Annotated in this window: 15 protein-coding genes; 12 read left to right on the top strand and 3 right to left on the bottom strand. The window is 39.1% G+C overall.

Annotated features, from left to right (window positions below; genetic code table 11):
• The 10 genes from FBD94_RS24665 to FBD94_RS24710 form a co-directional block, all read left to right on the top strand.
• The coding region (locus FBD94_RS24665) for an MBG domain-containing protein (RefSeq protein WP_136882194.1) at positions 1 to 1,966 on the top strand (1,966 nt) is incomplete at its 5' end.
• Positions 1,967 to 2,880: 914 nt separating this feature from the next.
• Entirely contained in the window at positions 2,881 to 3,471 is a 591-nt protein-coding gene (locus FBD94_RS24670; RefSeq protein WP_136882195.1) for an RNA polymerase sigma factor, read from the top strand.
• Positions 3,472 to 3,599: 128 nt separating this feature from the next.
• Positions 3,600 to 4,736, top strand: a complete 1,137-nt coding sequence (locus FBD94_RS24675; protein WP_136882196.1) for a FecR family protein — start codon at positions 3,600 to 3,602, stop codon at positions 4,734 to 4,736.
• Between the two features lie 475 nt (positions 4,737 to 5,211).
• Positions 5,212 to 8,547: a SusC/RagA family TonB-linked outer membrane protein gene (locus FBD94_RS24680; protein WP_235884646.1), complete on the top strand. Its 3,336-nt coding sequence runs from the start codon at positions 5,212 to 5,214 to the stop codon at positions 8,545 to 8,547.
• 13 nt (positions 8,548 to 8,560) lie between these two features.
• Positions 8,561 to 9,997: a SusD/RagB family nutrient-binding outer membrane lipoprotein gene (locus FBD94_RS24685; protein WP_131610803.1), complete on the top strand. Its 1,437-nt coding sequence runs from the start codon at positions 8,561 to 8,563 to the stop codon at positions 9,995 to 9,997.
• 11 nt (positions 9,998 to 10,008) lie between these two features.
• Positions 10,009 to 11,289: a DUF5689 domain-containing protein gene (locus FBD94_RS24690; protein ID WP_136882197.1), complete on the top strand. Its 1,281-nt coding sequence runs from the start codon at positions 10,009 to 10,011 to the stop codon at positions 11,287 to 11,289.
• A gap of 12 nt (positions 11,290 to 11,301) precedes the next feature.
• A complete protein-coding gene (locus FBD94_RS24695; protein WP_136882198.1) occupies positions 11,302 to 12,669 on the top strand; it encodes an IPT/TIG domain-containing protein in 1,368 nt (455 codons plus the stop codon).
• A 9-nt stretch (positions 12,670 to 12,678) separates the two neighbouring features.
• Positions 12,679 to 13,590, top strand: a complete 912-nt coding sequence (locus FBD94_RS24700; protein WP_136882199.1) for a phosphodiester glycosidase family protein — start codon at positions 12,679 to 12,681, stop codon at positions 13,588 to 13,590.
• Between the two features lie 13 nt (positions 13,591 to 13,603).
• The gene (locus FBD94_RS24705) at positions 13,604 to 14,539 is read left to right on the top strand and encodes a phosphodiester glycosidase family protein (protein WP_169472404.1); all 936 of its coding nucleotides are present in this window, start codon (positions 13,604 to 13,606) and stop codon (positions 14,537 to 14,539) included.
• 29 nt (positions 14,540 to 14,568) lie between these two features.
• A complete protein-coding gene (locus FBD94_RS24710; protein ID WP_136882201.1) occupies positions 14,569 to 15,510 on the top strand; it encodes a sugar phosphate isomerase/epimerase family protein in 942 nt (313 codons plus the stop codon).
• A 70-nt stretch (positions 15,511 to 15,580) separates the two neighbouring features.
• Here the strand turns inward: FBD94_RS24710 and FBD94_RS24715 are convergent, their stop codons facing one another.
• Positions 15,581 to 16,465 carry a sugar phosphate isomerase/epimerase family protein gene (locus FBD94_RS24715; protein WP_136882202.1) on the bottom strand — a complete coding sequence of 295 codons (885 nt, stop codon included), beginning with the start codon at positions 16,463 to 16,465 and terminating at the stop codon, positions 15,581 to 15,583.
• A gap of 130 nt (positions 16,466 to 16,595) precedes the next feature.
• Positions 16,596 to 18,233 (bottom strand): chloride channel protein, encoded by a 1,638-nt coding sequence (locus tag FBD94_RS24720; RefSeq protein ID WP_136882203.1) that lies wholly within the window; start codon positions 18,231 to 18,233, stop codon positions 16,596 to 16,598.
• A gap of 223 nt (positions 18,234 to 18,456) precedes the next feature.
• Here FBD94_RS24720 and FBD94_RS24725 point away from each other — a divergent pair, with 223 nt between their 5' ends.
• On the top strand, positions 18,457 to 19,152 hold the full coding sequence (locus tag FBD94_RS24725) for a Crp/Fnr family transcriptional regulator (protein ID WP_136882204.1): 696 nt from the start codon (positions 18,457 to 18,459) through the stop codon (positions 19,150 to 19,152).
• A gap of 150 nt (positions 19,153 to 19,302) precedes the next feature.
• Positions 19,303 to 22,665, top strand: coding sequence for a T9SS type B sorting domain-containing protein (locus tag FBD94_RS24730; RefSeq protein ID WP_136882205.1), 3,363 nt, complete (start codon positions 19,303 to 19,305; stop codon positions 22,663 to 22,665).
• A 36-nt stretch (positions 22,666 to 22,701) separates the two neighbouring features.
• Here the strand turns inward: FBD94_RS24730 and FBD94_RS24735 are convergent, their stop codons facing one another.
• Positions 22,702 to 24,891 carry an outer membrane beta-barrel family protein gene (locus tag FBD94_RS24735; protein ID WP_136882206.1) on the bottom strand — a complete coding sequence of 730 codons (2,190 nt, stop codon included), beginning with the start codon at positions 24,889 to 24,891 and terminating at the stop codon, positions 22,702 to 22,704.
• Between the last annotated feature and the right edge of the window lie 27 nt (positions 24,892 to 24,918).

Consider the following 24,918-nt stretch of genomic DNA (forward strand, 5'->3'; position numbering starts at 1 on the left):
TAGCTTAACCTACACTGGTGCAAACCTAAGTATCGGCAAGCAAACAATCGCTGTTGTTGCTGTCGCGAAGAACAAAACCTATGGTGATGTTGATCCTTCATTGACTTACACATTTACTCCTGTACTAGTTACTGGTGATTCATTTACTGGTGATATCAGCAGAGCTTTGGGTGAGAGCATTGGCAATTACCCGATTAGTCAGGGAAGTTTGGCCCTGAACAATAACTATGTATTGACCTACACAGGATCAAGTCTGAGTATCGATAAGAAAACAATTGCTGTAGGTGCTGTTGCAAAGAACAAAATTTATGGGGATGCTGATCCAGTATTTACGTATACATTTACTCCTGTACTGGCTACCGGTGATTCGTTTACTGGAGATATCAGTAGAGCTTTGGGTGAGAACATTGGTAATTATGCGATTGGGCAGGGTACATTGGCACTAAATTCGAATTATACCTTGAATTATACTGGTGCTGATTTGACTATCGGCAAGCAAACAATTGCTGTAGTTGCTGTTGCGAAGAACAAAACCTATGGCCAAGCAGATCCGGCATTGACCTATACATTTACTCCTGCATTGGTTACCGGTGATTCGTTTACTGGATATATTAATAGAGCTTTGGGTGAGAATATTGGTAATTATGCGATTGGACAGGGTACATTGGCATTAAATTCAAATTATACCTTGAATTACACTGGTGCTGATTTAACCATCGGCAAGCAAACAATTACTGTAGTTGCAGTTGCGAAGAATAGAGTCTATGGCGAAACAGATCCGGCATTGACCTATACTTTTAGCCCGGATTTAATTATTGGCGATTCCTTTAATGGAGCATTAAGTCGTGCCACAGGCGAAAACGTAGCCAGTTATGTCATCAATAAAAACACTTTAGCATTGAGTAATAATTATCTGTTAAACTTTGTTTCGGGCAATTTCGTGATCAACAAAAAACAGTTAACCATCACGGCGGACAATAAGAGCAAAATCTTTAGTGATGCTAATCCCATTTTAACAGCGAGTTATAGTGGGTTTGTTGGTTCAGAAACGGCCGCAGTAATGAGTAATTCGGTAGTGCTCAATACGACTGCAACCATTTCATCTTCACCAGGTATTTACACCATTGATGTCAGTGGAGCCACTGCCAGCAACTACAATATCAACTTTGTTCAAGGAACTTTAACAGTAGCACCAAATAGCCAAATCATTACATTTGGAACATTGGCCGATAAATTATCAACTGATGTTATATTCAGTTTAACGGCAAGCTCTAGTGCAGGACTAACGATTAGCTATTCGAGCCATGATCCAACAGTGGCCAGAATTATCAATGGTAATCAGGTAGAAATCTTGAAGCCAGGTACCGTAAACATTACGGCTAGCCAAGCAGGAAATACCAATTATGCAACTGCCTTGGCTGTAACGCAGACATTAAAGATCAATGATAACTCCGCCTTTGAAATTGCCATCAGCAGCAGTAAAGGTACAACGATCAGCCTGGGCGAAACTACGGTCTTAACTGCCAGGGGAGCATTAATCTATCAATGGGCTACGGCCAATGGGGTTATCTCAGATCAAAATGCAGCTTCACTTACGGTACGACCATCTGCAAATACAGTTTATACGGTGACAGGTACCAACCAGTATGGACGAAGTATTACCCAAACTATCGAAATCAAGGTTACAGCCGATTTACAACTAATAACAGCTACAAATATTTTAAGTCCAAATGGAGATGGAATGAACGATGTTTGGGTAGTTTATAATATCGATATGTACCCTAATAATGTGGTAACCATCGTGGATCGTGTAGGAAGACCAGTTTTTAAAATAAAAGGCTACAAAAACAATTGGGACGCTACATTAAATGGCGCACAATTGCAAGAAGGTACCTATTACTACGTAATCGATTTTGGGATTTTAGGAAAGACGTCTAAAAAAGGCTTTATTACCGTAATAAGGTAGGGAGCCAACATAGAATACCAAGTTTTGAAAGTAGCCTGAAAAGGCTGCTTTTTTTTATACATCGTTTTTTCTGCGATGAATCTCGCGTCATCCGCAAGTATATTCTTTTTTGCTATTTTATTTCTTAAATACAATTGAAATACTTACTTATTGGAATAATAATATCTATAATATGTAATTTAATATTGTTTTTATTGGCCTTATTATTTTATATAGTTCTTTTGTTAATTTATTGTATGTGTTTTTTTGTAAAAAGTCATGTGGAATTGGAAAATAAAAGGCCGAAAACATCATATTACATCGTAAAGCGCCATTTTGCGATAAGCTCATTCTTTTCCACGATTTATATATCATTGATTTGTTGTAAGTATTTTATTGTTAGGTATTTATATTTATTTTAGTCTGTAAGATTTAGCTTCTGTAAGGCTCCGGAAATGGTTCGGTCAGGGCCTATAGCAAACAAGTACATTACAGGTACCTTCTAGGTACATCATAGGTACCTGATAGGTGTCGACACCTTCCATGTAGGGCTGAGGTACCTATGATGTACCTTTGAGCTGGCTATTTGTCTTAGGTCAGGGCACTGGCATGGCTTTTAATTAATAGTTAATAGTGTTTGCTGAGTTTCTGATTAGCTATCTAAACACTGTAACTTAATGATAACTTGATTGTATGTTAATCTGAGCTGGGTTAAGTAATGGTATTTTTGTGCCTTTAAAGGCTAGTTAAAGTATTCTAAATCGGATGGCTTATACTGGATTCACAAACTGCGTTTATGCATTTGTATGAATAATAATGCCTTCTAAATGTGTTGATGACTGCTTTTGGTTAAATCATATAAAAAATATAGCTTTATTATAATTAATTAAGGATATATATAGATATTGTGTTGAATTAGGTATAATTGATTTTGAATGCCCTTATATAAGACTTGTAGCGATCAGGAACTTTCAAGCTTTTTAGCACAGGAGGACGGAGATGCTTTTGCCGAAATTTATAACCGGTATTGGGCATTACTTTTCCGACATGCCAGGCGAATGACTAAAGACGATGACCTTGCAAAAGATATCGTACAGGATGTCTTTGTTTCATTATGGGATAAAGCAACTGAAATACAGTTTAATTTCTCGCTGTCATCTTATTTGTATTCTACGGTAAGAAATAGAATATTGAATATGTATGATAAGGAGAAAGTACGATCGAACTATCTCTCATCTTTAACGGAATTTATAAGCCATGGTGAAAATGTGACCGATCATTTATTAAGAGAACGCCAGCTTTCAGCAAGAATTGAACATGAAATTTCCTTATTGCCTAGAAAGATGCGTAAGATTTTCGAAATGAGTCGCAAAGAAAATATGAGCTATAAAGTAATCGCAGCAGACTTAGAACTATCTGACAATACCGTTAAAAAACAAATAAGTAATGCCATTAAAATCCTGCGTCTCAAGCTAGGGACTTTAATTTCTTTATTATCAGCTATATTATATCTGATTAATTTCTAAATGCCATCACCACTTAGGGTGGTCGGCGGTGATTATATAAATCTTTTTAAAAATATTTTATTTTTTTCTGCTACATCTGCCGGAGCAAACTGTCTTAACCATAATAGCCCTTTAGTGGCAAAGCGATTATGGAAGATAACAATGCAAAAGAGCTTATAAAAAAATACAACCTAGGTACCTGTACACCTGAGGAAAAGATATTGGTTGAAAGCTGGTACTTAAATGAAAGTTTAATTAACGAGGATACGCTCGCTCAACCTAATTATCAAGCTGCGAAGGACGAAATATGGAAGGGAATAGCGCTAAAGCGTAATATTAAGGTTAAAAAAATATCCTTACTTCCACGAGTTGCTGCCGCTGCTGTCATTATTATTGCGGCAGGCATTGCCTTCTATTCATACAATGTACAGCACAAACAAATAACAAATCAGACTCAGGTTGCTGTCCATACGATTAAACCTGGCGGGAACAAAGCTACTTTAACATTGGCCGATGGTAGGAAAATTAATTTAGAAGATGCTGATAATGGTGAGCTGGCCGAGCAGGCCGGTATTAGAATTACTAAAGCAAGTAATGGCAGTGTGATTTACAATATCAGCAAAACAATCTCTGTCACGCAAGGTAAACTGGGAGCTTATAATACCATAGAAACACCGCTTGGTGGCCAATATCAGGTAAGTCTTCCTGATGGTACGAATGTATGGCTTAACGCTGCTTCGTCATTACGTTACCCTATAGAATTTAGTGGAAGAGAACGGAAGGTCGAGCTTAGGGGTGAAGGCTATTTCGAGGTCGCTCATAATAAAGAAAAACCATTTATAGTTGTTTCTGCTGGACAAACTGTCGAGGTATTAGGGACGCATTTCAACATGAATACCTATAATGATGAACCAGAGGCGAGGACTACTTTATTAGAAGGAAGTGTTAGCGTAAGTAACCGCAGTAATGTTAAAATGCTTAAACCCGGCCAACAGGCCTTGCTGACCCGCGATAACGATATTAAAGTATCAACCGCCGATATAGACCAAGCTATGGCATGGAAAAATGGGGATTTTACTTTCGAAGGAGTTCCTCTTAAAACTATAATGAGGCAGGTTTGCAGATGGTATAATGTAGAAGTCGTTTATCAGGGCTCAATTGCTGATGTTGAGTTTGGCGGATCCATCTCCAGAACAAAGAATATTAACGAGGTATTAAAGGTATTAGAAATGACACAAGGTGTTCACTTTGAGCTGACAGGAAGGAGGATTTTAGTGACAAAGTAAAATACCAGCTACAGATAAATGAAGAATCGGGAACATTGGCGTGTCCCCGATCTGATTTCCTAATTATTATAAAATTGCGTCGAACAATAGTACCAACTAACAAATCCAAGCAAATGTATACTGCACTGCGTATTAAACCAAATTTATTTGGTAGGAATGCGTCGCAGACTCGCTATAAATACATACAGCGAGTTATTAATTGTAATTGGAAACTTAATTGGAAAACAAATTATGCAAATTATTCAAAGACAAAAATATGTACAAACGTTTACAAAATCTGTTGCTTACTGTTACAAGCAACTTAACTGGACTCAGACGGAATAATACGAGCGTATTACCTTCGGTTGGTCTAGTACTGAAAATGCTAATAAATCCAAATTTCAAAAAGTGGCTTATGCGTATAAACCTTACTCTTATAGCTCTCATTGTTGTTTTTCTTCAAGTGTCCCAGGCATCAAAAGCCCAGAACATTACGATGTCAAAAAAGAACGTTTCATTGATTACTGTCTTTAAAGAAATCAAAAAGCAAAGCGGTTACGATTTTGTCTATAAATACCAGATGCTGAAAACAGGAAGCCCTGTAAGTATTGATGTCAGAAATCGGCCCTTGAATGAAGTACTGAAAAAATGCTTTGAAAACCAGCCTTTCGGATATTCCATCGAAAATAAAACGGTCATCATCGTACCCTTAAATAAAAGCGAGGAAACGGTACCCCAACAACCTGTTGTACAAGTTAGAGGTCAGGTAAAAGATCGTAATGGGCTTCCGATGCCGGGTGTTTCCGTGAAAATTAAAAATACCAACATTGCAGTGATCACCAATGTTAACGGAGAATACAATATTAAGAATGTTGACGCGAAAGCGGTGTTGGTTTTTAGTATGATCGGTTTTCAGACAAAAGAAGTCACAATTGGCCTGCAAACAACTATCAATGTCGTATTAATCGAAGATGTTAAAGCTTTAACTGAAGTTGTTGTAACTGCCTTGGGTATAAAAAGAACTGAAAAATCTTTAGGATATGCGGTTACACAGGTGAAAGGAGAGGAGTTAATGGATGCGGTTTCTAATAACTGGACAGACGCCCTAACCGGAAAGGTTGCTGGTTTAAATATGATTAAGTCTGGCGGTGGCCCTGCCGGATCTAATAAGATTATTTTAAGAGGAGAAAGTTCTTTGGGTGGTGATAATTCTGCCTTAATTGTTGTTGATGGGGTGGTAGTAAGTTCCAAAATAACGGAACCAAACGGGGCCTATCTTGGAGCGGAGAATCCAATAGATTATGGAAATGGCATAGGTGATTTGAATCCGGACGATATAGAAAGTGTTTCTGTTTTGAAAGGCCCTGGTGCTGCGGCACTTTATGGTTCCAGAGGTTCTAATGGTGCTATTATCATAACAACCAAAGCAGGAAAGCCAACGCAACAGGGATTAGGTATTTCTATTAATTCCAATACTACTTTTGGGACAATTAACAGATGGCCCGATTTTCAATATGAATATGGGCAGGGAGCCATCGGTGATGATGCTTATTATTCTTATGGAGCTACAGAAGACGGTGCGAATACCAAAAATACCGGAGCCGCTTGGGGACCCAAATTTGATGGTCAGGAATATTACCAGATAGATCCCACAAATTTTGCCAGAGGAGCCGAGAGAACTCCATGGGTTCCATATAAAGATAATAGAAAAGATTATTTCCAGGTAGCTAAAACCTATACCAATAGTATCTCGGTAAGTGGGGGGAATGCACGTACAACTGCCCGTTTAAGTTATACCAATCTGAAAAACGAGTGGATTGTTCCGAATACAGGTTATAACAGAAATACCTTGGGATTAAACGTATCACAAAAAGTGAGTGATAAGCTTAATATCTCAACAAAATTGAGTTACAACAACAAATCTAGTGATAATCTGCCCTCTACAGGTTATAATAACCAGACAGTTATGTACTCTATGATAGCGATGCTTCCTAATGCCGATGTCAACTGGTATAAGCAATATTGGATTCCCGGTAGCGAAGGCTTAAAGCAGATCAGGATGTTTAGCAATGGCTTAGATAATCCTTATCTGCAAGTTTACGAGATGCTGAATAAGTCTGACAGAAATCAAATGATCGGAACGATCAGTGCCAGTTATGATTTTACTAAAAACCTGAGTTTAATGGTGAGAAGCTCCATTGATTGGTCTGGAGAAGCTCGGGCTCAACAAAAACCAAAAGATAGTGCCAGGTTTCCAGAGGGGATGTTTAGAACGCAGGATATCGATTTTAGAGAGTTAAACAACGACTTCCTGTTAAAATATAATCATAAGGTTACTAAAGATTTTGAAGCGTCTTATTCCTTGGGCGGGTCGACAATGTTGAACAAATATAAACTGGTTTCTTTAAGCGCAGACAGGTTAAGATACCCGGGGATCTACACGTTTGCGAACAGGCTGGATAAAGTTGAGGCATCCTCTAGAACTCAGGAATATGCAGTAAACAGTTTGTATGGGCTGGCACAATTTAGTTACAAGGGTTTCTTTTTTATGGATATTACGGGGCGTAATGACTGGGCTTCTACACTAGCAACAGAAACATCAGTTGATAATGTAAGCTTTTTTTATCCTTCAGTAAATGCGAGTGGCATAATCTCAGAAATGTTCACCTTACCAAAAGCCTTTTCTTATTTGAAATTAAGAGCATCCTGGTCACAAGTTGGTGGCGGTGGTATCACACCATATCTTACAGGATATGATTACGTTTCAAAAGATGCCTATTCTGCAGGTATGGCAAATCCGGTCTTTATTGCTAACGATAATTTAAAGCCTGAGCTATCAACCACAATAGAGTTTGGTGCCGATATCCGCATGTTCAAGAGTAGGTTAAACTTAGATGCAACCTATTACAGCAGTAATATTAAAGATCAGATATTAAAAGTGCCTGTAGACAGGGCAACAGGCTATAATTATTCTATAATGAATTCTGGTTCAATTAAGAATAAAGGCGTAGAACTTCAGTTAAGCGGTGTTCCTTTGAAGTCCGTAAAAGGATTAAACTGGGATGTTACAGCTACTTTTGCTGCGAATAGAAACACCATTGTAGAATTAGCAGATGGTGTACCTACTTATTTGATGCAAAGCGGCCCACGCGGAACCATGGAAGCCAGAGTTGGGGGGAGTATGGGCGACTTATATGGCCTGGGATACTTACGTTCGCCAGACGGGCAGATTGTTTACAACTCACAAGGCTATCCAAAACTTACTGAAGAAATCATATATGTAGGTAGGGCAACTCCCGATTTTAACTGGGGCATTAGCAATAACTTTAGGTATAAGCAATGGAGATTTAAAGTCCTGGTTGACGGGCAATATGGCGCTGTAGCTTATTCTCATACGCACTCTGCTGCATCTGTAGCCGGTAAGCTTACCAATAGTTTGCCAGGAAGATACACTGGTATTATTGGTGATGGTGTACAGTTAAATCCTGATGGTACATACCGTCCAAACGATGTAATTGCGCAGCAAATAGGAACTTATTATACGGAACACTTTAAGGGCGACAACGTAGAGGCGAATACATTCAGTACGGATTTTATAAAACTTCGCGAAGCTCGGTTAGATTATACACTGCCTGCTAAATTGGTTAAGAAATTAAACCTACAGCGGGCCGTGGTAGGAATTTATGGGAGAGATTTATTTGTATGGAGCGATTGGCCAGCCTACGATCCGGAGTTTGGAACACTGGCTAACAGTGATATTCAAAGGGGCTTTGAGGTCGCACAATTCCCGTCAACAAGAAATTTTGGTGTAAACGTGACATTCAATTTTTAAGAAGAGATTACTCATGAGAAAAATTATAATAGCTTTATTAATTACAGGAAGTCTGGTATCCTGTACCAAAAACTTCAGCGAACTAAATACCAGTAAAGACGGGGCTAAGTTTACTGCTCCCGAGACTTTATTAGGGCCTGCAGTCCACACGGTTATCAAAAATAACTTGAACAGATGTCTGCGGTTGACACATGAACTAATGCAGGTACATGTAACCACATCAGATGGTGATGAAATTCACAGATATGTAATCAGGCCCTTAGAATCTGATTATATGTGGAATAACTGGTATTTGCAACTAACAAATATCAAGGATATGTATGAAGGTGGAAAGGCTGTAAATAGCAACGCTTTTATGGGAATATCTTTGATATTGGATAGTTGGGTAAGTTCTCTGATTACAGATGTTTATGGAGATGTGCCGTATTTCGATGCAAATAAAGGTCGTACAGACAAAATCCTTCAACCACGATTCGACAGACAAAAAGACATTTATGAAGACTTGTTCAGAAAACTGGAAGAAGCCAATGAGTTGTTAAAAACGGCAACAATTGGGACTTCTGAAGCGTCTTTAGATCCTATTTATAACGGAGATGTAGCTAAATGGAGAAAGTTTGGAAACAGTTTGTATTTGAGGCTGCTGTTGAGAGTTTCTGGAACAGGGGAGCTGGGGGCAGTGGATAAGATTAAAGAAATAGTAGAAAGTAATAAATCGAATTATCCAATATTTGCAAGTAATAACGACTCCGCAATTTTAAAATTTCAGGCTACAGCACCATATCTATCGGAATTTGCAGAATATCGTACGCTGGATTTTAGTGTCAACAATGGATTAGCCGAATTTTTTATCAATAATTTGAACAGCTGGAACGACCCGAGGCTCGCGAAATGGGCCACTAAGAAAGATAATGCCTACACGGGTATTAAAAGTGGATATGCGGTTGGTCAGGGTCAGGACCCTATATCACAATACCCTGCCGACTTACAAAAAGAACCGCTGTTGGGTAATATTATTAATTATGGGGAATTACAATTTATTTTGGCCGAGTGCGCCGCCAGAGGTTTTATATCTCTCAATACAGCACAATCTTATTACGAAGCCGGAGTAAATGCTGCAATTACGATGTGGGGATTTACTGTGCCAGATGATTATCTGACGGGATCAACTGCCAGATGGAGCACTTCATACAACATCATAGAACAAATACAGCTTATTTCAGTCCAAAAATATTACACCTTGTTTTTTACAGATTTTCAATCCTGGATAGAATATAGAAGAACAGGTTTCCCTATTCTTCCAAAAGGTAACGGATTGCAAAATGACGGTATGATGCCGACCCGTTTAAAATATCCGGTAAATGTTCAAACCCTGAATAGGACAAACTACCAACAGGCGGTTGCCAATATGGGTGGCGATGATTTAAAAACTAAAGTTTGGTGGAACAGATAATGATATTTAACATGAAAAAGATAAACAACGCTTTCCTAATCGGAATGATGGCCTTACTGGGGCTAGGTTCATGTAAGAAAAATGAAAATGAAGCAACAGGTACCATTAGCTCTATTATAGATGTAAACTATATCAAGAAGTTGCATAATGGTGACGATGTTTCTTTGGTAAAAGAGAAATTAATGGGAGCTACGCAGATCGCCGGCGTGGTTATTTCAGATGTGGACAATGGAAACTTTGCGAAAAACGAATTGGTTATACAAAACTTTTATAAAGGGCGTATAGCGGGAATTATTGTCCGTTTTGATAATAATAGTGACAGCTTTAAATTAGGAGATTCGGTTAAGGTAGAAATTAACAATACGGTTTTAACGCGAAAAAATGGTTCGCTTATTATTAAGGGACTGGATTTTTCTAAAGTGACAAAGATCTCCTCTGGTAATATGATAACAACAAGAGTAGTAACATTAAGTCAGCTCTATGGTGATTTCTTTAATTACGAAAGTACGCTGGTTAAAATTAACAACGTAGGTTTCGCAGAAGCGCATGTTAATGAAACATTTGAAGGGAGTAAAGATCTGAATGACAACACTGGCGGAAAGATCATATTATCTACTAGTGCAGAAGCTAGCTTTTCTGATCTCCTGCTGCCTTTAAATGCAAGCTTAACGGGGATCGCCACTTATTATCATCCAAGCAAGGACAATTATACTGTGGCTGATAATTTAGTGAAAATGAGGAATACAAATGACCTGTCAAATATAAGCGGTGTAGCGTATACCAATTTCCCCGAAAATTTTGAAAACGTACCGGCTGCTAATAAGGCGGTTTACGATATGCCTTTAATTAACAATACCGTAACTTTTAAAACCGGAAACTGGAAAATCTATCAAGGTGTTATTGGCAATGAAATAAATAAGGACAAATTTAATCCTTTAGGAAAACAGGCTATTAGATTGCAAGGGAACCTTAGTGAATCGGCGGTGTTGGAAATGGGCTTTGACTTAATGAGTGGAGCTTCAAAAGTTACTTTAGTGTATGGGACATATGAAAATGACCTTTCATCCACATGGAGCTTAGAGTATTCGCAAGATGGAGGCGCAACATGGCTACAGTCAGGCCAGGTTGTAAAAGATGCCAAAATAAGCCCTAAATCAGCAACATTCATACTAAACATCGTTGGAAAGGTAAGATTTAGGATTAATAAACATGGTTTAGGATTATCGGATTATCCTTTAATAGAAAACGGAAGACTTAATATCGACGATTTTACAGTTTATCAAAATATTTAATCATCAAAGATTATGAAAGCATTATTTAACCTATTTTTTGCAGCAATATTACTTCTGACTGCATGTAATAAGAAAGATGGGCCGTCTATACCATCAGAAGGCATTAATCCAGTGATCCAAAGTCTCATACCTACGTCTGCTGCTGCAAATGCAACCGTCACTATAAAAGGGAAACGTTTCTCTGCCATACCTATCGAAAACATTGTAAAGTTTTCTGGGGTAGCGGCAAAGGTTTTAAGCGCAACGGATACATTACTTACAGTACAGGTGCCGGAAGATGGGGGTACAGGTTTAATTACCATTACAGTGAAAGACAGAACCAGCAAAGGACCAATATTTTCTTATCTAATAGATGATGATACAAGTGATATTACAGACTATATAACCTCTGTTTATACTGGGAAAGGTGTTTCGGGGAACGTGTTGGGGCCAATAACAGACGCCTCTTTTAATAATCCTGAAGGAATTGCTTTTGATATAAATGGTGATTTGTTGGTAGCTGATAGGACAAACCAGAGAATCAAGAGGATCTCTAATGGAGTGGTTTCATTAATAGCTGGAAGTGGCACCGCAGGATATGTAAATGGAATAGGTGCAGTTGCAAGGTTTAATAATCCTTACAGATTAGCCGTTAACAAAACCGGAACTATCATATATATCGCAGATTTAACCGGAAATAGAATTAGAAAAATAGATGTAGCTACACAAAATGTGACACTTTTTTCGGGTCCTTCGACGCCGGTAGCCGGACCTATTGGGTTTTTAGATGGAGCCAGCGCAAATGCAAGGTTTAATAATCCGATAGATATGGTTGTTGATGATGAGGGAATATTATATGTAGTAGATAATAATAACCATGCGATTAGGAAAATAGATTTGGATGGATCGACAACAACCTTAGCCGGCGATGGTACGGCAGGTTTTTCGGATGGTTCCTGGCCTAATGTAAAGTTTAACAAGCCTTCTGGAATTTGTATAGACAACGAGGGATATCTCCTGGTGGCCGACAGGTTTAATCATCGGATTAGAAAAATTGACAGGCATACAGGTAAAACTACAACGATAGCTGGAACGGGGATCGTTGGCAGTGTAGATGGGGAAGCTTTAAAGGCAACATTTAATGGACCATTTGGTATCAATGTAGATAAGCAGAACAATATTTATGTTGCTGATCTCGGAAGTCACTCTATCAGACTTGTTAAGACTACCAATCAAGTAATCACTATTGGAGGTATAGGAAGTACCGGCAATACTTTGGGTGGGGTAGGTACCTCTAGCTTTAACAATCCTACAGACATTGATATAGACATTAACGGCAATATTTTTATTGCAGATATGTCCAACAATAGAATTATCAAGATGACACCCGTTTCTAAATAAATTCTTGTTATGATGAAAATCAACATCGCGATACTCCTTTTGTTCTGTCATTTTTTTATTGCCTGTAAAACTAAAGAAGGTGTCGAAAACCCTGAAAACAAAACGGATCAGGGACTAAAAAAAGAAATAGATGTTGCTAAAAGTTTAAAAGAAAAAACTGCCCTTATTAAAACGATAAATGCTTACACCGTGAATAGTCTGGCTGATGGTGTGAGAGAAATCAATTTAAAATATACAAATAATAAGAATCAGCAAATGGCTATTTTTTTGTTTGAAGTAAATCTGAAAAACAAAAATATAGCCATTAAGCCCCTAATGCCCAATGGTGGCAAAAGTTATGGAAGACAGAGCGTTCCGGTAATGATGGAAAAAAATGTCTTTGAAGGCTATCAAATATTAGGTGCAACAAATGGGGATTTCTTTGACAGTGTTACCGGGGAACCTAGAGGTTTGGTTTATATTAACGGAGAAGCTATACGGCCAGTTATTTTGACTGGCTGGGCTTTTTTTGCCATCGATAAAAATGGTTATCCATTGATTTCGGGATCGTCTTTATATGCTCAGTATTCTGCAAGCATATTACACGCGCTAGGCGGTAGACAAATACTGGTAACCGGGGGACAGGAAATTAAACAAACTGATGCAACCATTGAGCCTCGTACAGGCATCGGATATACCTCAGATAACATTGTTTATATGCTCGTTGCTGATGGAAGAGAAGAAAATTATTCAAATGGCCTAAGCTATGCAGAAATGGGATCCTTAATGAAAGCCTTGGATGTAAAAGAGGCGATTAATATAGATGGTGGAGGTTCCTCCACTTTTGTTGTCAATACAGATAAGATTATAGTAAAAAATAGACCATCTGATGGGACTCCAAGACAGGTTGCAAATGGATGGGCAATATGTGTTAAAAAATAATAAGATTGTAATTATGAAAATGAAAAAACATTGGCTTTGGGTGATATTAATCTGTTTTGTTGCCGGATGTTCGGGGAAGAAGCTTTTAACAAATAATAACCCTATTGATGAAATTCTATTAGATGAAACGGGTTGGACAATTGACACACTTAGAAATGATGTAATCTGGTATAAATTCTCTTCTGCAACAGATAAGCAGTTTGCAGATCAAAATGTTAATGTCATCTGTTTTAATCCAAAAGCAAAAGGTCAGCTGATTTTTGATTACAAAAAGGAAAAAGACTCTTTATCTGTTTTTGCAGGGAGAATTCCTGGGGCTATTGCCGGAATTAATGCAACGTATTTTTTAGAAAAGAAAGATTCCGCAGATTATATGCATCTAAGATTGAAAGGTAAGGATCTCCAACAGGTAAAAATTCCAAAAACCAGTATTTATTGGTGGAAACATCAAGGCATGTTTACTTTTAATGATGAAGGGAATGCTTTTGAGATCAGGTTTTCTCCAGAGAATTTTGGAACTGTAAAGTCTGCTAATATTATGACCGGCGCACCGATGCTGATAGACAATTTCAATCCGGTAGGTTTGAAGTTTGCCGATACGACAGGTATGGGGAGCAAGGTCAACAAACTGCACTATGAGCACTACCTGAGGCATCAGGGAGTGAGACATCCAAGGACTGCCATTGCTGTAACTAAAGAAGGTTATTTATTGTTAATCACCGTTGATGGTAGAAATAAAATAGCAAAAGGTATGTCTGCGAAAGAACTTACAGAATTTTTGCGACGCTATTTCAACCCTAAATCAGCAATGAACATAGATGGCGGAGGCTCTACTATGATGTGGGTAAAAGGGCAGCCATACAATGGTATTGTAAATTATCCTACAGACAATAAAAAGTTTGATCATTACGGGCAGCGCATGGTGGAAACCGTGATTATTATTAAATAAATCCTCACACATAAATTATTGTAATTAAAATGGAATTAAAAAAGAAGTTTCTATTATGGGTTTTGTCTTTGTGTTTTTTTGGCGCTGTGGCACAACAAAAAACTGCTTACAAACCATTAAAGCTGGGCTACTCAATCGGGCTCAATAAAATTAATAAAGAAGAACTGCAAAATGCAAAAAAAGCGGGAATAGATTATATCGAAATAGGCGGTTGGAATGCTTTGCTGGATAAGCAAACCAGAGCATTTATTCTGAGTGACGAGGATCTTAAAAAGAAAATAGACGAGGTAAAACTTATTGCAGATGAAGCAGGCATAAAAATATGGTCATTACATATGCCATATGGAAAAGATGAAGATATTTCTGTTGCTGACGACGTTGCAAGAAAGCGTACTTTAAGCACACATGAAAAAATTATTAAATATGCTGCTGTACTAAAACCGCAGATTATTTTGTTCCACCCCAGTTGGTATTTAGGATTAAATGAGCGTGAATTGCGAATAGCTCAACTTATAAAATCGGCACTTGAACTCAATAAGAAGGTAGAAAAAATCAATGCTAAAATGGTTGTAGAAAATATGCTTGGCCCGCAATTATTGAAAAGCCCTCAGCAGGAAAGACCACTATGCCGTTCTGTAGATGAAGTAACAGAAATTATGGGACGATTGCCAAAAAATATTTATGCTGCGGTAGATATGAACCATATTAAAAACCCGGAAAAATTGATTAACGCATTAGGAAATCGATTGAAGTCTGTCCATATAGCAGATGGCGACGGATTAGCAGAACGACATTACTTTCCGTGTTCAGGAAAGGGGAAGAATGATTGGAATGCTATTTTTTCGGCCTTGTATGGCGCAGGTTATGACGGAGCTTTTATTTATGAATCCGCATATCCTTCATTAGAGGCTATGAAGCCTTGTTACGAAACAATGTATACCAACTTCCTTTCTAATATTAAAGAGAAATAGAAAATTTGGCATTGATCCTTGTAAAGGAAATATCAATGCCAAATTTCTGAAACAATAGGTCTGGGAATCTTTATTTTTCTTGTACTATTTTTCTAAAGTTGATTACACTTGCTGTCACATCAGGAACATTGTTTTCCCAATTGTACTCGTACTCTGCAGAGATTACTCCTTTAAACTGCTGACGTTTTAATTCGGCAATTACTCCCTTAACATTACTTACGCCCGTGCCCCAGTGGACATCGTGAGCTTTAACATTCCCAAATTCATTAAGGTCCTTAAAATGTAATTGAATTACATGGCCTTCTAATTGTTTTAAGGCTGCAATAGGATCTAAGCCAGAACGAACCCAATGGCCGATGTCAGCACAGGCTCCTAAACGTTTACTTTGACCTTTAATGGTATTTAATACGACATCTGGCTTCCAATAAATAGATGGGTTTGGGTGATTATGGATCGCCGCATTAATCTGATATTTATCACATAGTTTTGAAACCAGGGGGATGTCTTTGTCCTGTGGTTCGCAGGTGATATTCTCGACACCCATAGACTTAGCAAATGCAAATATTTTTTCCCAATCATTGCTATCTTTTGTCGTGATTACACCGTAGGAAACCAAGCGGATACCCTTTGCTTTAAGCAGTTTTTGTAGATAGGTTTTACTTGTCTCGGACATACGGAAATCCATCTTTTCCTGTATTCCTCCACCGATAATTTGTGAAGGGTAGGCTTCTACAAAATGCAAACCACAACTGTCTATTTTAGACAAAGCCTGGGTAAAACTAAATCTGTTAAAAGTATAGGCTTGAGCGCCAAGCTTCCAACCTAGACTTACTTCTGGATCGTTTTGTGTAGTGTTTTTAGAGGAATTAAGTCTTGAGCTGCATGATATGTACGTAGTGATGATCATTACAGCAAAAAGCAGCAGTTTATTGGTGTTTGGATATGTATTTTTCATATTGTCTTCTATTAGAATTTTATCTAGTTGTTTAATATTTTATTTTTTTAGCTACATAGTTCGCTAAAGTCCAATATTTTTTTGACTTTTTATCATGTCTAATTTGAATTTTTTACTACTTCCCGGGAAATCATGATTCCATTAGTTTACGCCTTTTAACCATGATTTTTAAACGCTGTCTCTTGAGCGAGAGGTTAACACCTGCTTCCTGATTTTCTCTATGATATAATTTGTAGGCATGGAGCACATCTTTATAATTAAGTATCCCAATCACTTTATTTAAATCCCCGGATGAGACAACCGGTAAAAATTCTTCCCCTGTAGATGCCATCAATTCTACAGCTTTAGAAAGTCGGTCACTGTCTTTTAATATCGGGAGGTCCTTATGTGTGAGTTCATTAATAGTCTTCCTTTCAACTGCAATTTTTCCCCCTTCACCGAGTACCTGGGCAACCGTTATGCCCCTCAATACATCCGGTTCATAGGAGTCCGGAGTGTAAATTCCCCTTCGGGCAATTTTTTCGGTCATGATGGTGTTCTCCATAAAGAAGAAAGAGATCAGATAGGATGCGGTACATGCCCCTAATAGCGGTAGTAAGGCATGAGATTGCATGGTAGCCTCTAATGCAAAGGTGATGCTTGTTAAATAGGCTCTAGAGGCGCCAGCAAACATGGAAGACATGCCAATAAGAGCGGCCATGGGGATACTGATTTCTGAAGCTGGGAAGAATAAAAGGATAATACTGCCCAGAATGGCTCCTGCAGCGCCACCTATAGTTAACAATGGAGCCAGCGTTCCACCAGATGTTCCACTTCCAAGCGCAATCGCCCAGGAAAGGAACTTAAAAAAACATAAGCTCAGCATCAGTGCAAGGGAAACTTTCCCAGATAACATGTTGATGATGTTATCGTAGCCAACCCCTAATGTGTGTGGTGCAAAATAGCCGATTAGGCCTACTGCAAGTCCGCCAATTGCTGGCCACCACATCCAATGAATAGGTAGTTTCTCAAAGGTGTCTTCAATCCAGTAAACAATTTTCGTTAACCCTAAGGACATAAAACCAATGATGATGCCGAGGGCACTATAAATACCAAGCGCCATATTTGATGGGCTCTGTAACTCAGGCATTGGAAATACCGGTCCGGATTCAAAAAGCAGTTGATGTCCTGCAGCCCCTGTTATACAGGCAAGCGCTACAGGTAAAATTGCCTTCGGGGAAAATTCAAAAAGTAACAATTCAATGGCCAGGAAAATAGCTGCGATAGGGGTGCCGAATATGGCCGACATCCCAGCTGTTGCGCCCGCTGCAAGAATGATTTTACGTTCATTGGGGGTAATTTTAAACAACTGTCCAATAGTGGAACCTAAAGCACCACCTGTAGCAATGATTGGTCCTTCGGCACCAAAAGGTCCACCAGACCCAATTGCAATGGCAGATGAAATTGGTTTTAAAAAAGCAATGGATGGTTTGATTTTACTTTGATTAACGAGGACTTGTTCCATTGCCTCAGGTATTCCATGACCTCTGATCGCTTTGGAACCAAATAAAGCCATTAGGCCGACCAGAATTCCCCCCAATGCTGGAAGAATGATCACCCATAGCCCAAGATGGTTGTTGGCAGGACTGTTAAAACTGAAATCAAAGTTCCCGTAGAAGCAGATATTGGTAACCAGATTAATTAATAAAACCAGCCCTTTGGCGATGATGCTGATTAAAAGAGCCACCGAAATGGATAACAAAGATATTTGTAATAAACGCTTTTTCATTTTTTACTTAATTGTATTTATAGCTGTATCGGTTTCTTATTTCAAAACTGGTGCAAAGGTATGCTTTGTTATTCGTGTTTTTAAATATTTTATTGTTTATAATATATTTTAAATCTATATTTTGATTTATTATTGTTAGTAAGTATTGTTTTTACAATGTTTGTTGTGTTTGTTGTTTGTGTTGAGAATTGGGAGATTGTCTTAAAAGTTGCATATTTGAAGCATGAAAGAATGCAGTGATTTATGTGATCTTAAAAGTTGCTTCTTATGTAAACTTTGTTTACCGGAGTGGTTGCCTGCTCTTGCGGTTAAGAAACGGAATTTTGAAGTAAAGAAAGGGGAGTCGCTGTTTACTGAGGGAGATGCGGTGACCGGAATTTATTTCGTGTATACGGGAAACTTTAAAGTTCACAAAAGGTGGGATAAGGAAAAGGAACTGATCATTCGTTTTGCAACTTCCGGAGATATTGTGGGGCATATGGGATTAGGCGAAAAGCTTTTTTATCCTGTTTCAGCAACGGCATTGCAGCCTTCAGTAGTTTGTTTCCTGGAAATGGATTTTTTCGACACTACCCTTAAGGTAAATGCGAATCTCACATATGAACTGATGAAGTTCTTTGCAAATGAACTCCAAAATTCACATAGAAGTATGAGGAATTTAGCTCACATGTCAGTGAAGGCACGTATTGCGCAAGCTTTTGTTTCTCTTGGAGCCCAGTTTGGCCTGGATAAAAATGGTGTTATTGATGTCGAAATGAGCAGACAGGATATCTCTTCATTTGCTGGAACAACTTACGAAACCTTGTTTAAAGTGTTAAATGAGTTTGCAAAACTTAAAGTTTTAACTATAGCAGGCAGAAAAATCCAGGTTTTGGATGAATCTCAATTACTGGAAATTATCGCTAACGATAATGTTTAGAGCACTTAGGAATAGTTAAGGGGGATTTTCCGCTACTAACTTCTCATTTTATTTATTTTTTATTGGTTTTTAGGAAAAAAACTTAGCTTTGAGTTATGGTTAGCTGAATTGCTTGACTTTAAATTTTACCAAACCTTTAAACCATACTTCATGAATTATTCTGCTCTGAAAATGTCATACGTTTTCATGCTTTTTGTTTTTACCATGTTTTGCCAACAAAGCTTTGCACTTTCAACTGGTCATACGATTTTTTGTCCGATTACCGTTGTAAACCCGGTAATTACAACTGCAACTGCGAGTACGCCGTTTAGTCAAACCTTTACTTCAACGGGTGCAACAGGTACTTTAACTTATGCTACAACAAGCGATTTGCCTTTAGGTTTAACATTATCACCAACAGGTGTGCTGAGTGGTACACCCATGGTAGTGGGAACTTTTCCACTTATTGTTACCGCAACCGATGTGACCAACTGTATTGGGACGAGCGTTGTATATAATTTGGTTATTAATTTTCCTGTTTTGACAGGTAATACCGTTCCCAATCAGGTGATATGCAATACTGGATCAACAACACCTGTTGTTTTTTCAGGCTATCCGTTAGGAACTATAGTGAATTGGACAAACAACAGTCCTTCGATAGGATTGGCAGCAAGCGGAACGGGGAATATTTCTGCTTTTACGGCAACGAATGTTACCAGGACACCGGTAGTGGCAACTGTTACAGTTACACCTTCAATTACCTATGTCGGAAGTTCTTCTAGTCAAACATTTAGTTATACAGGTGCTGTACAAAGCTGGATTGTGCCTCCAGGTGTAACTTCTGTTATCGTTGAAACTTACGGTGCTCAGGGTGCGGCTGGAATAAATGGTGGCGGTAGTTCTACGGGCGGGACTGGAGGAAAAGGCGGTTATGTGAAAGGCACTTTAACCGTTACACCCGGACAAGTTTTAAATGTTTATGTTGGCGGTGCTGGGGCTACATCAACTGGGGGCTATAACGGCGGAGGTGGTTCCTTCAATGCAGGAGGCGGTGGTGGCGCTTCTGATGTAAGAGTAGGTGGTGTTAATTTAGCAAACCGCGTTATTGTTGCAGGTGGCGGTGGTGGTGGTGGAAACGGTGGAAATTATGCTAGCGTTGCACCTTTGATTATGCTTGGTGGCAATGGGGGGAGTGGTAATGGCGGAAATGGAACCAACGGCGCAAATTCTGGTGCTGGTGGCGGTGGACAAGGAGCTTCTGGTTCTGTTGGTGGTGCGACGGGTTATGGATGTGGTGGTCTTTTTGGAGCAGTTAGTGGTGTAGGTACTACAGGTGCGGGTGGTGTTGGTGGCAAAGGACCAACTTTTACTCAAGGTGCAATAGGATCTGGTGCCGGCGGCGGCGGTGGTGGCGGCTTTGTAGGTGGCGGCGGCGGCGGTGGCGCTGGCGTTGGTACAGTAACCTGTCAATATAATGATAATGGCGCTGGTGGCGGTGGTGCTGGTGGAACTTCGTATATCGGAGGGGTATCAGGAGCAACGGTAACAAATGATGTTCAATCGGGCAATGGTTTGGTTACCTTCACTTATCAGGCTAATGATACGAATTCAGGAACGCCAACAACATTTAACATTACGGTGAATCCGACTCCTGAGTTTACGACTACAACTTTAGCTCAGGCTACCCTGGGTGTAGCTTATAGCGAAACCCTTGTCGCAACAGGTGGTTCAGGTACATTTAATTATGCAGTAACAGGAGGTGCATTACCAACAGGGATTACCCTTAGTACCACAGGTGTTTTGAGTGGCACGACTTCTGATCCGGCCTTAGCCTATAGTTTTACTGTAACTGCTACAGAGAACGGATGTAATTTATCCGTTTCGAAGACATACACGCTTACTTTGAATAAAGGGAACCAAGTTATTACTTTTAACGCTTTACCCGCTAAAACCTATGGCGACGTAGATTTTGCAGCAGGTGCAACGATAGATATTCCAAATACAATTTCTTATACCAGTAGCAACACTGCTGTTGCAACTATTGTGTCTGGAAATATGATCCATATCGTAGGTGCTGGCGCAACAATCATTACAGCAAGTCAGGCTGGAAATGCCAGTTATAATGCTGCGGCTTCTAAAACAATAAATTTAAGTATTAATAAAAAGGCCTTAACAATTACCGGCGTTGATAAAAGCAGACCTCAGGGCGCAGCCAACCCAGCATTGACAGCTGGTTATGTAGGCTTCATTACAGGAGAGGACAATTCAAACCTGTTAACTCAAGCTGCTTTGTCTACTACAGCGACAACTGCATCTGTTCCGGGGCCTTATCCGATATTGGTGTCTGGTGCAACATCCAATAACTATGAGATCACTTTTAGGAATGGTACGCTAACGGTTACTCCGGCTACGCCAACCTCAGTCACGTTATTAGCAGCAAAATTATTTGAGAATAGACCCATAGGGACTATGGCTGGAACGTTGAGCAGTACTTCTGATGATCCTGCTGCAACCTTTACTTATACTTTGGTTTCGGGAACAGGCAGTACCGATAATGCAAGCTTCAGTATTTCAGGTAATCAGATTCTTAGCGCACAAAGCTTCGACTTTGAAACTAAAAAAATCTACAATGTAAGGTTAAGAACCACTACACAATATGGCTTGTTCTTAGAGCAAACTTTCACCATCAGCATAGACGATGTGAATGAAGCTCCAACTTTAGCAACTATTGCTGGTCAGGAGATCTGCACGACAACAATGACTCAGAACATTGCGCTCAGCGGTATTTCGGCTGGACCTGAAACTGGGCAGACGACTACGTTAACTGTAGTGAGTAACAATGCAGCTTTATTTGACGACTTGAGTGTAAGCGGAAGCGGAACTACAGGAAGCTTAGTTTATAAGTTGAAATCAGGTGCGAGTGGTGTAGCGACGATCACGGTAACGGTAAAAGATAATGGTGGAACAGGGAATAGTGGAACGGATAGCTTTAGCAGAACATTCAATGTAATGATCTATGCATTGCCAACTCCCTCAATCAGCAGTGATAAAGGTATAGAAGTGAGCAAAGGGGAAATTGTAAAGTTGACTGCAACTGGGGGTACTACTTACAGCTGGGCAAGTGCCAACGGAATTACTAGTGAGCGTAACGCTGCAACATTAACGATACGACCTTCGGTAACGACCACTTACACCGTGACAGCAACGAATGCGAATGGTTGTACTGAGAGCTTTAGTTTTACGATCAAGGTATTGTCTGATTTTGCGAAACTGAACGTCACGAATATACTTACACCTAATGGTGATGGATTTAATGATAAGTGGTTGATTTATAATATTGACCTGTACCCTGATAATGAAGTGAAAGTATATGATAGAGCAGGTAGACTCGTTTACAGTAAGAGAGGCTATGACAATAGTTGGGATGGAAGTTATAATGGCTCACAACTGGCAGAGAGCACCTATTATTATGTGATTGATTTTGGGTCCGGTTTTGGGAAACTGAAAGGGTTTATAACTTTAGTTAGAGACTAGTTGTTACATTATAATCAAATTTAGTTTTAGCACAGATCAATTAGAAACGTCATCGTTTTTAATTGATCTTGTGCTTTTTTTTACTGCGTCTTTTAGCTTTCCAAAGCTGTAATTCAGGCTTACCTTGTAAGAACGAAAATAGGATATGTCGGTTGAGGTTTGCTCAAATTCAGATCCAGTTAATTGAACTATATTCGATCGGTACTTCATAAACGGGTTGTTGAACGTGGCGGAGCAGCTGAGCTTGTTGGTAATGAGCTCCTTTGATAGGCCAAATGAGGAACTACTCTGGTAATTGGTCTTCCGCTGAAGCGTGAAGCTTCGACTTTTGTAGTTCATACTCGCACTGGCGCGCCATCCTTTATCTAACTTAAGACTACTATTGAGGCCTACAGAATACATTAACCCACTGGTGCTGATGGGTGCTTTTCCGTCGGTACCCTCAATTTTGCCATACATTATTTTTGAATTGCTGGAGAAATTCCATTTTTTTGTGATTGGATAATTAATGCTGATGTTGGAGCTTAGTAGCTTGGCGGCGCCAGTATTCTGATAAGCTATACGAGTGATATTGGTTGTAGGATCATAGGTGGCAACCTGATTGATAAGCGAATTAAAAACCGTGTAATCAAGGCCAATATTAATAAAAGCCTTTTTTTGCAAACTGTAGCTGAGCTGAACACCATTGGCTACAATTGGGTGCAGTGCCGGATTACCACTAGTTTCTACATTAGGATTTGATCTGTTTACAAAAGGATTAAGCTGATAAATTCCTGGGCGCTGAATGCGTTGTGTGAAACCCATGTTGATTGCTGAAGCCGTTCCTAACTTGTGACTAATGGCAATTGCTGGCAACAGGTTCAGTTGCTTTTGAGAAATACTAGTCTGATTGCTCATAAAATCAGCATGGATTTGTGTATATTCTAATCGAAATCCAGCTTTGATGTTGAGGGTGCTTAAACGGAACTGATAAGTATTGTAGGCTGCATATACATTTTGATTGTTATCAAAATTATTACTTCTTTGCGGGTCAATCTCGAAGTTAACCAAAGAGTTATTGAAGCTTAAATAATGAAAATCACTGCTGTTGCTTCTAAATATGCTCTTAATTCCAGCTTCAATATCTATTTTTTTGAAGACTGTGACAAAGTCGAGCTGTACAGTATGTTCTGTTGAATTTCCTTTATTGTATTGTTGATAATCTGCATAATCAAAATTGATTTGCTGAGAAAAACTGATATTGTCATCGCTCTGGTAGCCATAGGTATAAAAACGGTAGGACAGTGTAAGCAATTGTTTTTTATTTTTAACAGAACCCAATTGGTAGTTTAGCGAGGCATCTGTGCCGTTTCCATTGCCTATGTTTTTATTATCAAGCAGGTACTGCTGCATGGATTGCCCAGTCGTAGCGCTTAGTTGTGTATTATAACCACTTTCTTTGCTTCCACTAACGTTTAAAGACGCAGAGAGTAGATTTAAACTATCTATTTCATAGCTAAGCTCTGTACCGAAGTAACCACTATGGCTATCTTTTTTTTTCGAATTATCTTGGTTTAAGACCATATTGGTTGAGGTTCGGGTATTGTAGTCAGATGTGACCGGTGTATTGTAGATACCCCCACCACTAAATGCGGTGAAACCGAATTTGCCTAATTTCGCGGAAAGCGAGCCACCTGCTCCAGGCCCACCAGTTGGGGTTGTAGCATTTAAGTTAATAGTTCCATTGTATCCAGGAGATAGTTTTTTGTTTGTAATGATGTTAATGATGCCTACTAATCCTTCCGAGTCATATTTTGAGGGAGGAGTTGTAATCACCTCAACCTTTTGAATCGTTGATGCGGGCATGCTACGCAATACCTCTTTTAGATTTCTTTCCATCATCGCTGAGGGCCTTCCATTGATCAGGACTTTATAATTGGAACTTCCTTTTAACTCAACGTTGTCTGCAGCATCTACACTGAGCAGAGGAATCTTTTTCATCATTTCCAGCATACTGCTCGATTTGCTGTCAGGCTCAGCTTGCAGGTCATAGCTGAGCCGATCAATTTCTTGCTTAATCAGCGGTTTACTAGCCGATATGGTCACAGTTGAAAGGGTTTTGGCTGAATCTGTAGATTTGGTGGCTGGTATTACTTTTTTCTGAACGTCTTGCGCGCTGCTGATGGCAGGAAGAAAAAATAGGGCAATAAGAATCCCTATTACGGAAATTATGTTTTTCGTAAGCATGTGAGTTGAAATAAATGGTGGGTAGAA

The sequence above is a fragment of the Pedobacter hiemivivus genome (genome assembly GCF_005144565.1).
Lineage (GTDB): Bacteria > Bacteroidota > Bacteroidia > Sphingobacteriales > Sphingobacteriaceae > Pedobacter > Pedobacter hiemivivus.

What these genes read in the sequence shown, in the direction of transcription:
- FBD94_RS24685 (WP_131610803.1), top strand. Translation starts at nt 8,561, where the DNA reads ATGAGAAAAATTATAATAGCTTTATTAATTACAGGAAGTCTGGTATCC.
- FBD94_RS24710 (WP_136882201.1), top strand. Translation starts at nt 14,569, where the DNA reads ATGGAATTAAAAAAGAAGTTTCTATTATGGGTTTTGTCTTTGTGTTTT.
- FBD94_RS24700 (WP_136882199.1), top strand. Translation starts at nt 12,679, where the DNA reads ATGATGAAAATCAACATCGCGATACTCCTTTTGTTCTGTCATTTTTTT.
- FBD94_RS24730 (WP_136882205.1), top strand. Translation starts at nt 19,303, where the DNA reads ATGAATTATTCTGCTCTGAAAATGTCATACGTTTTCATGCTTTTTGTT.
- FBD94_RS24695 (WP_136882198.1), top strand. Translation starts at nt 11,302, where the DNA reads ATGAAAGCATTATTTAACCTATTTTTTGCAGCAATATTACTTCTGACT.
- FBD94_RS24705 (WP_169472404.1), top strand. Translation starts at nt 13,604, where the DNA reads ATGAAAATGAAAAAACATTGGCTTTGGGTGATATTAATCTGTTTTGTT.
- FBD94_RS24720 (WP_136882203.1), bottom strand. Translation starts at nt 18,233, where the DNA reads ATGAAAAAGCGTTTATTACAAATATCTTTGTTATCCATTTCGGTGGCT.
- FBD94_RS24690 (WP_136882197.1), top strand. Translation starts at nt 10,009, where the DNA reads ATGAAAAAGATAAACAACGCTTTCCTAATCGGAATGATGGCCTTACTG.
- FBD94_RS24725 (WP_136882204.1), top strand. Translation starts at nt 18,457, where the DNA reads ATGAAAGAATGCAGTGATTTATGTGATCTTAAAAGTTGCTTCTTATGT.
- FBD94_RS24675 (WP_136882196.1), top strand. Translation starts at nt 3,600, where the DNA reads ATGGAAGATAACAATGCAAAAGAGCTTATAAAAAAATACAACCTAGGT.
- FBD94_RS24715 (WP_136882202.1), bottom strand. Translation starts at nt 16,465, where the DNA reads ATGAAAAATACATATCCAAACACCAATAAACTGCTGCTTTTTGCTGTA.
- FBD94_RS24680 (WP_235884646.1), top strand. Translation starts at nt 5,212, where the DNA reads ATGTCAAAAAAGAACGTTTCATTGATTACTGTCTTTAAAGAAATCAAA.
- FBD94_RS24735 (WP_136882206.1), bottom strand. Translation starts at nt 24,891, where the DNA reads ATGCTTACGAAAAACATAATTTCCGTAATAGGGATTCTTATTGCCCTA.
- FBD94_RS24670 (WP_136882195.1), top strand. Translation starts at nt 2,881, where the DNA reads ATGCCCTTATATAAGACTTGTAGCGATCAGGAACTTTCAAGCTTTTTA.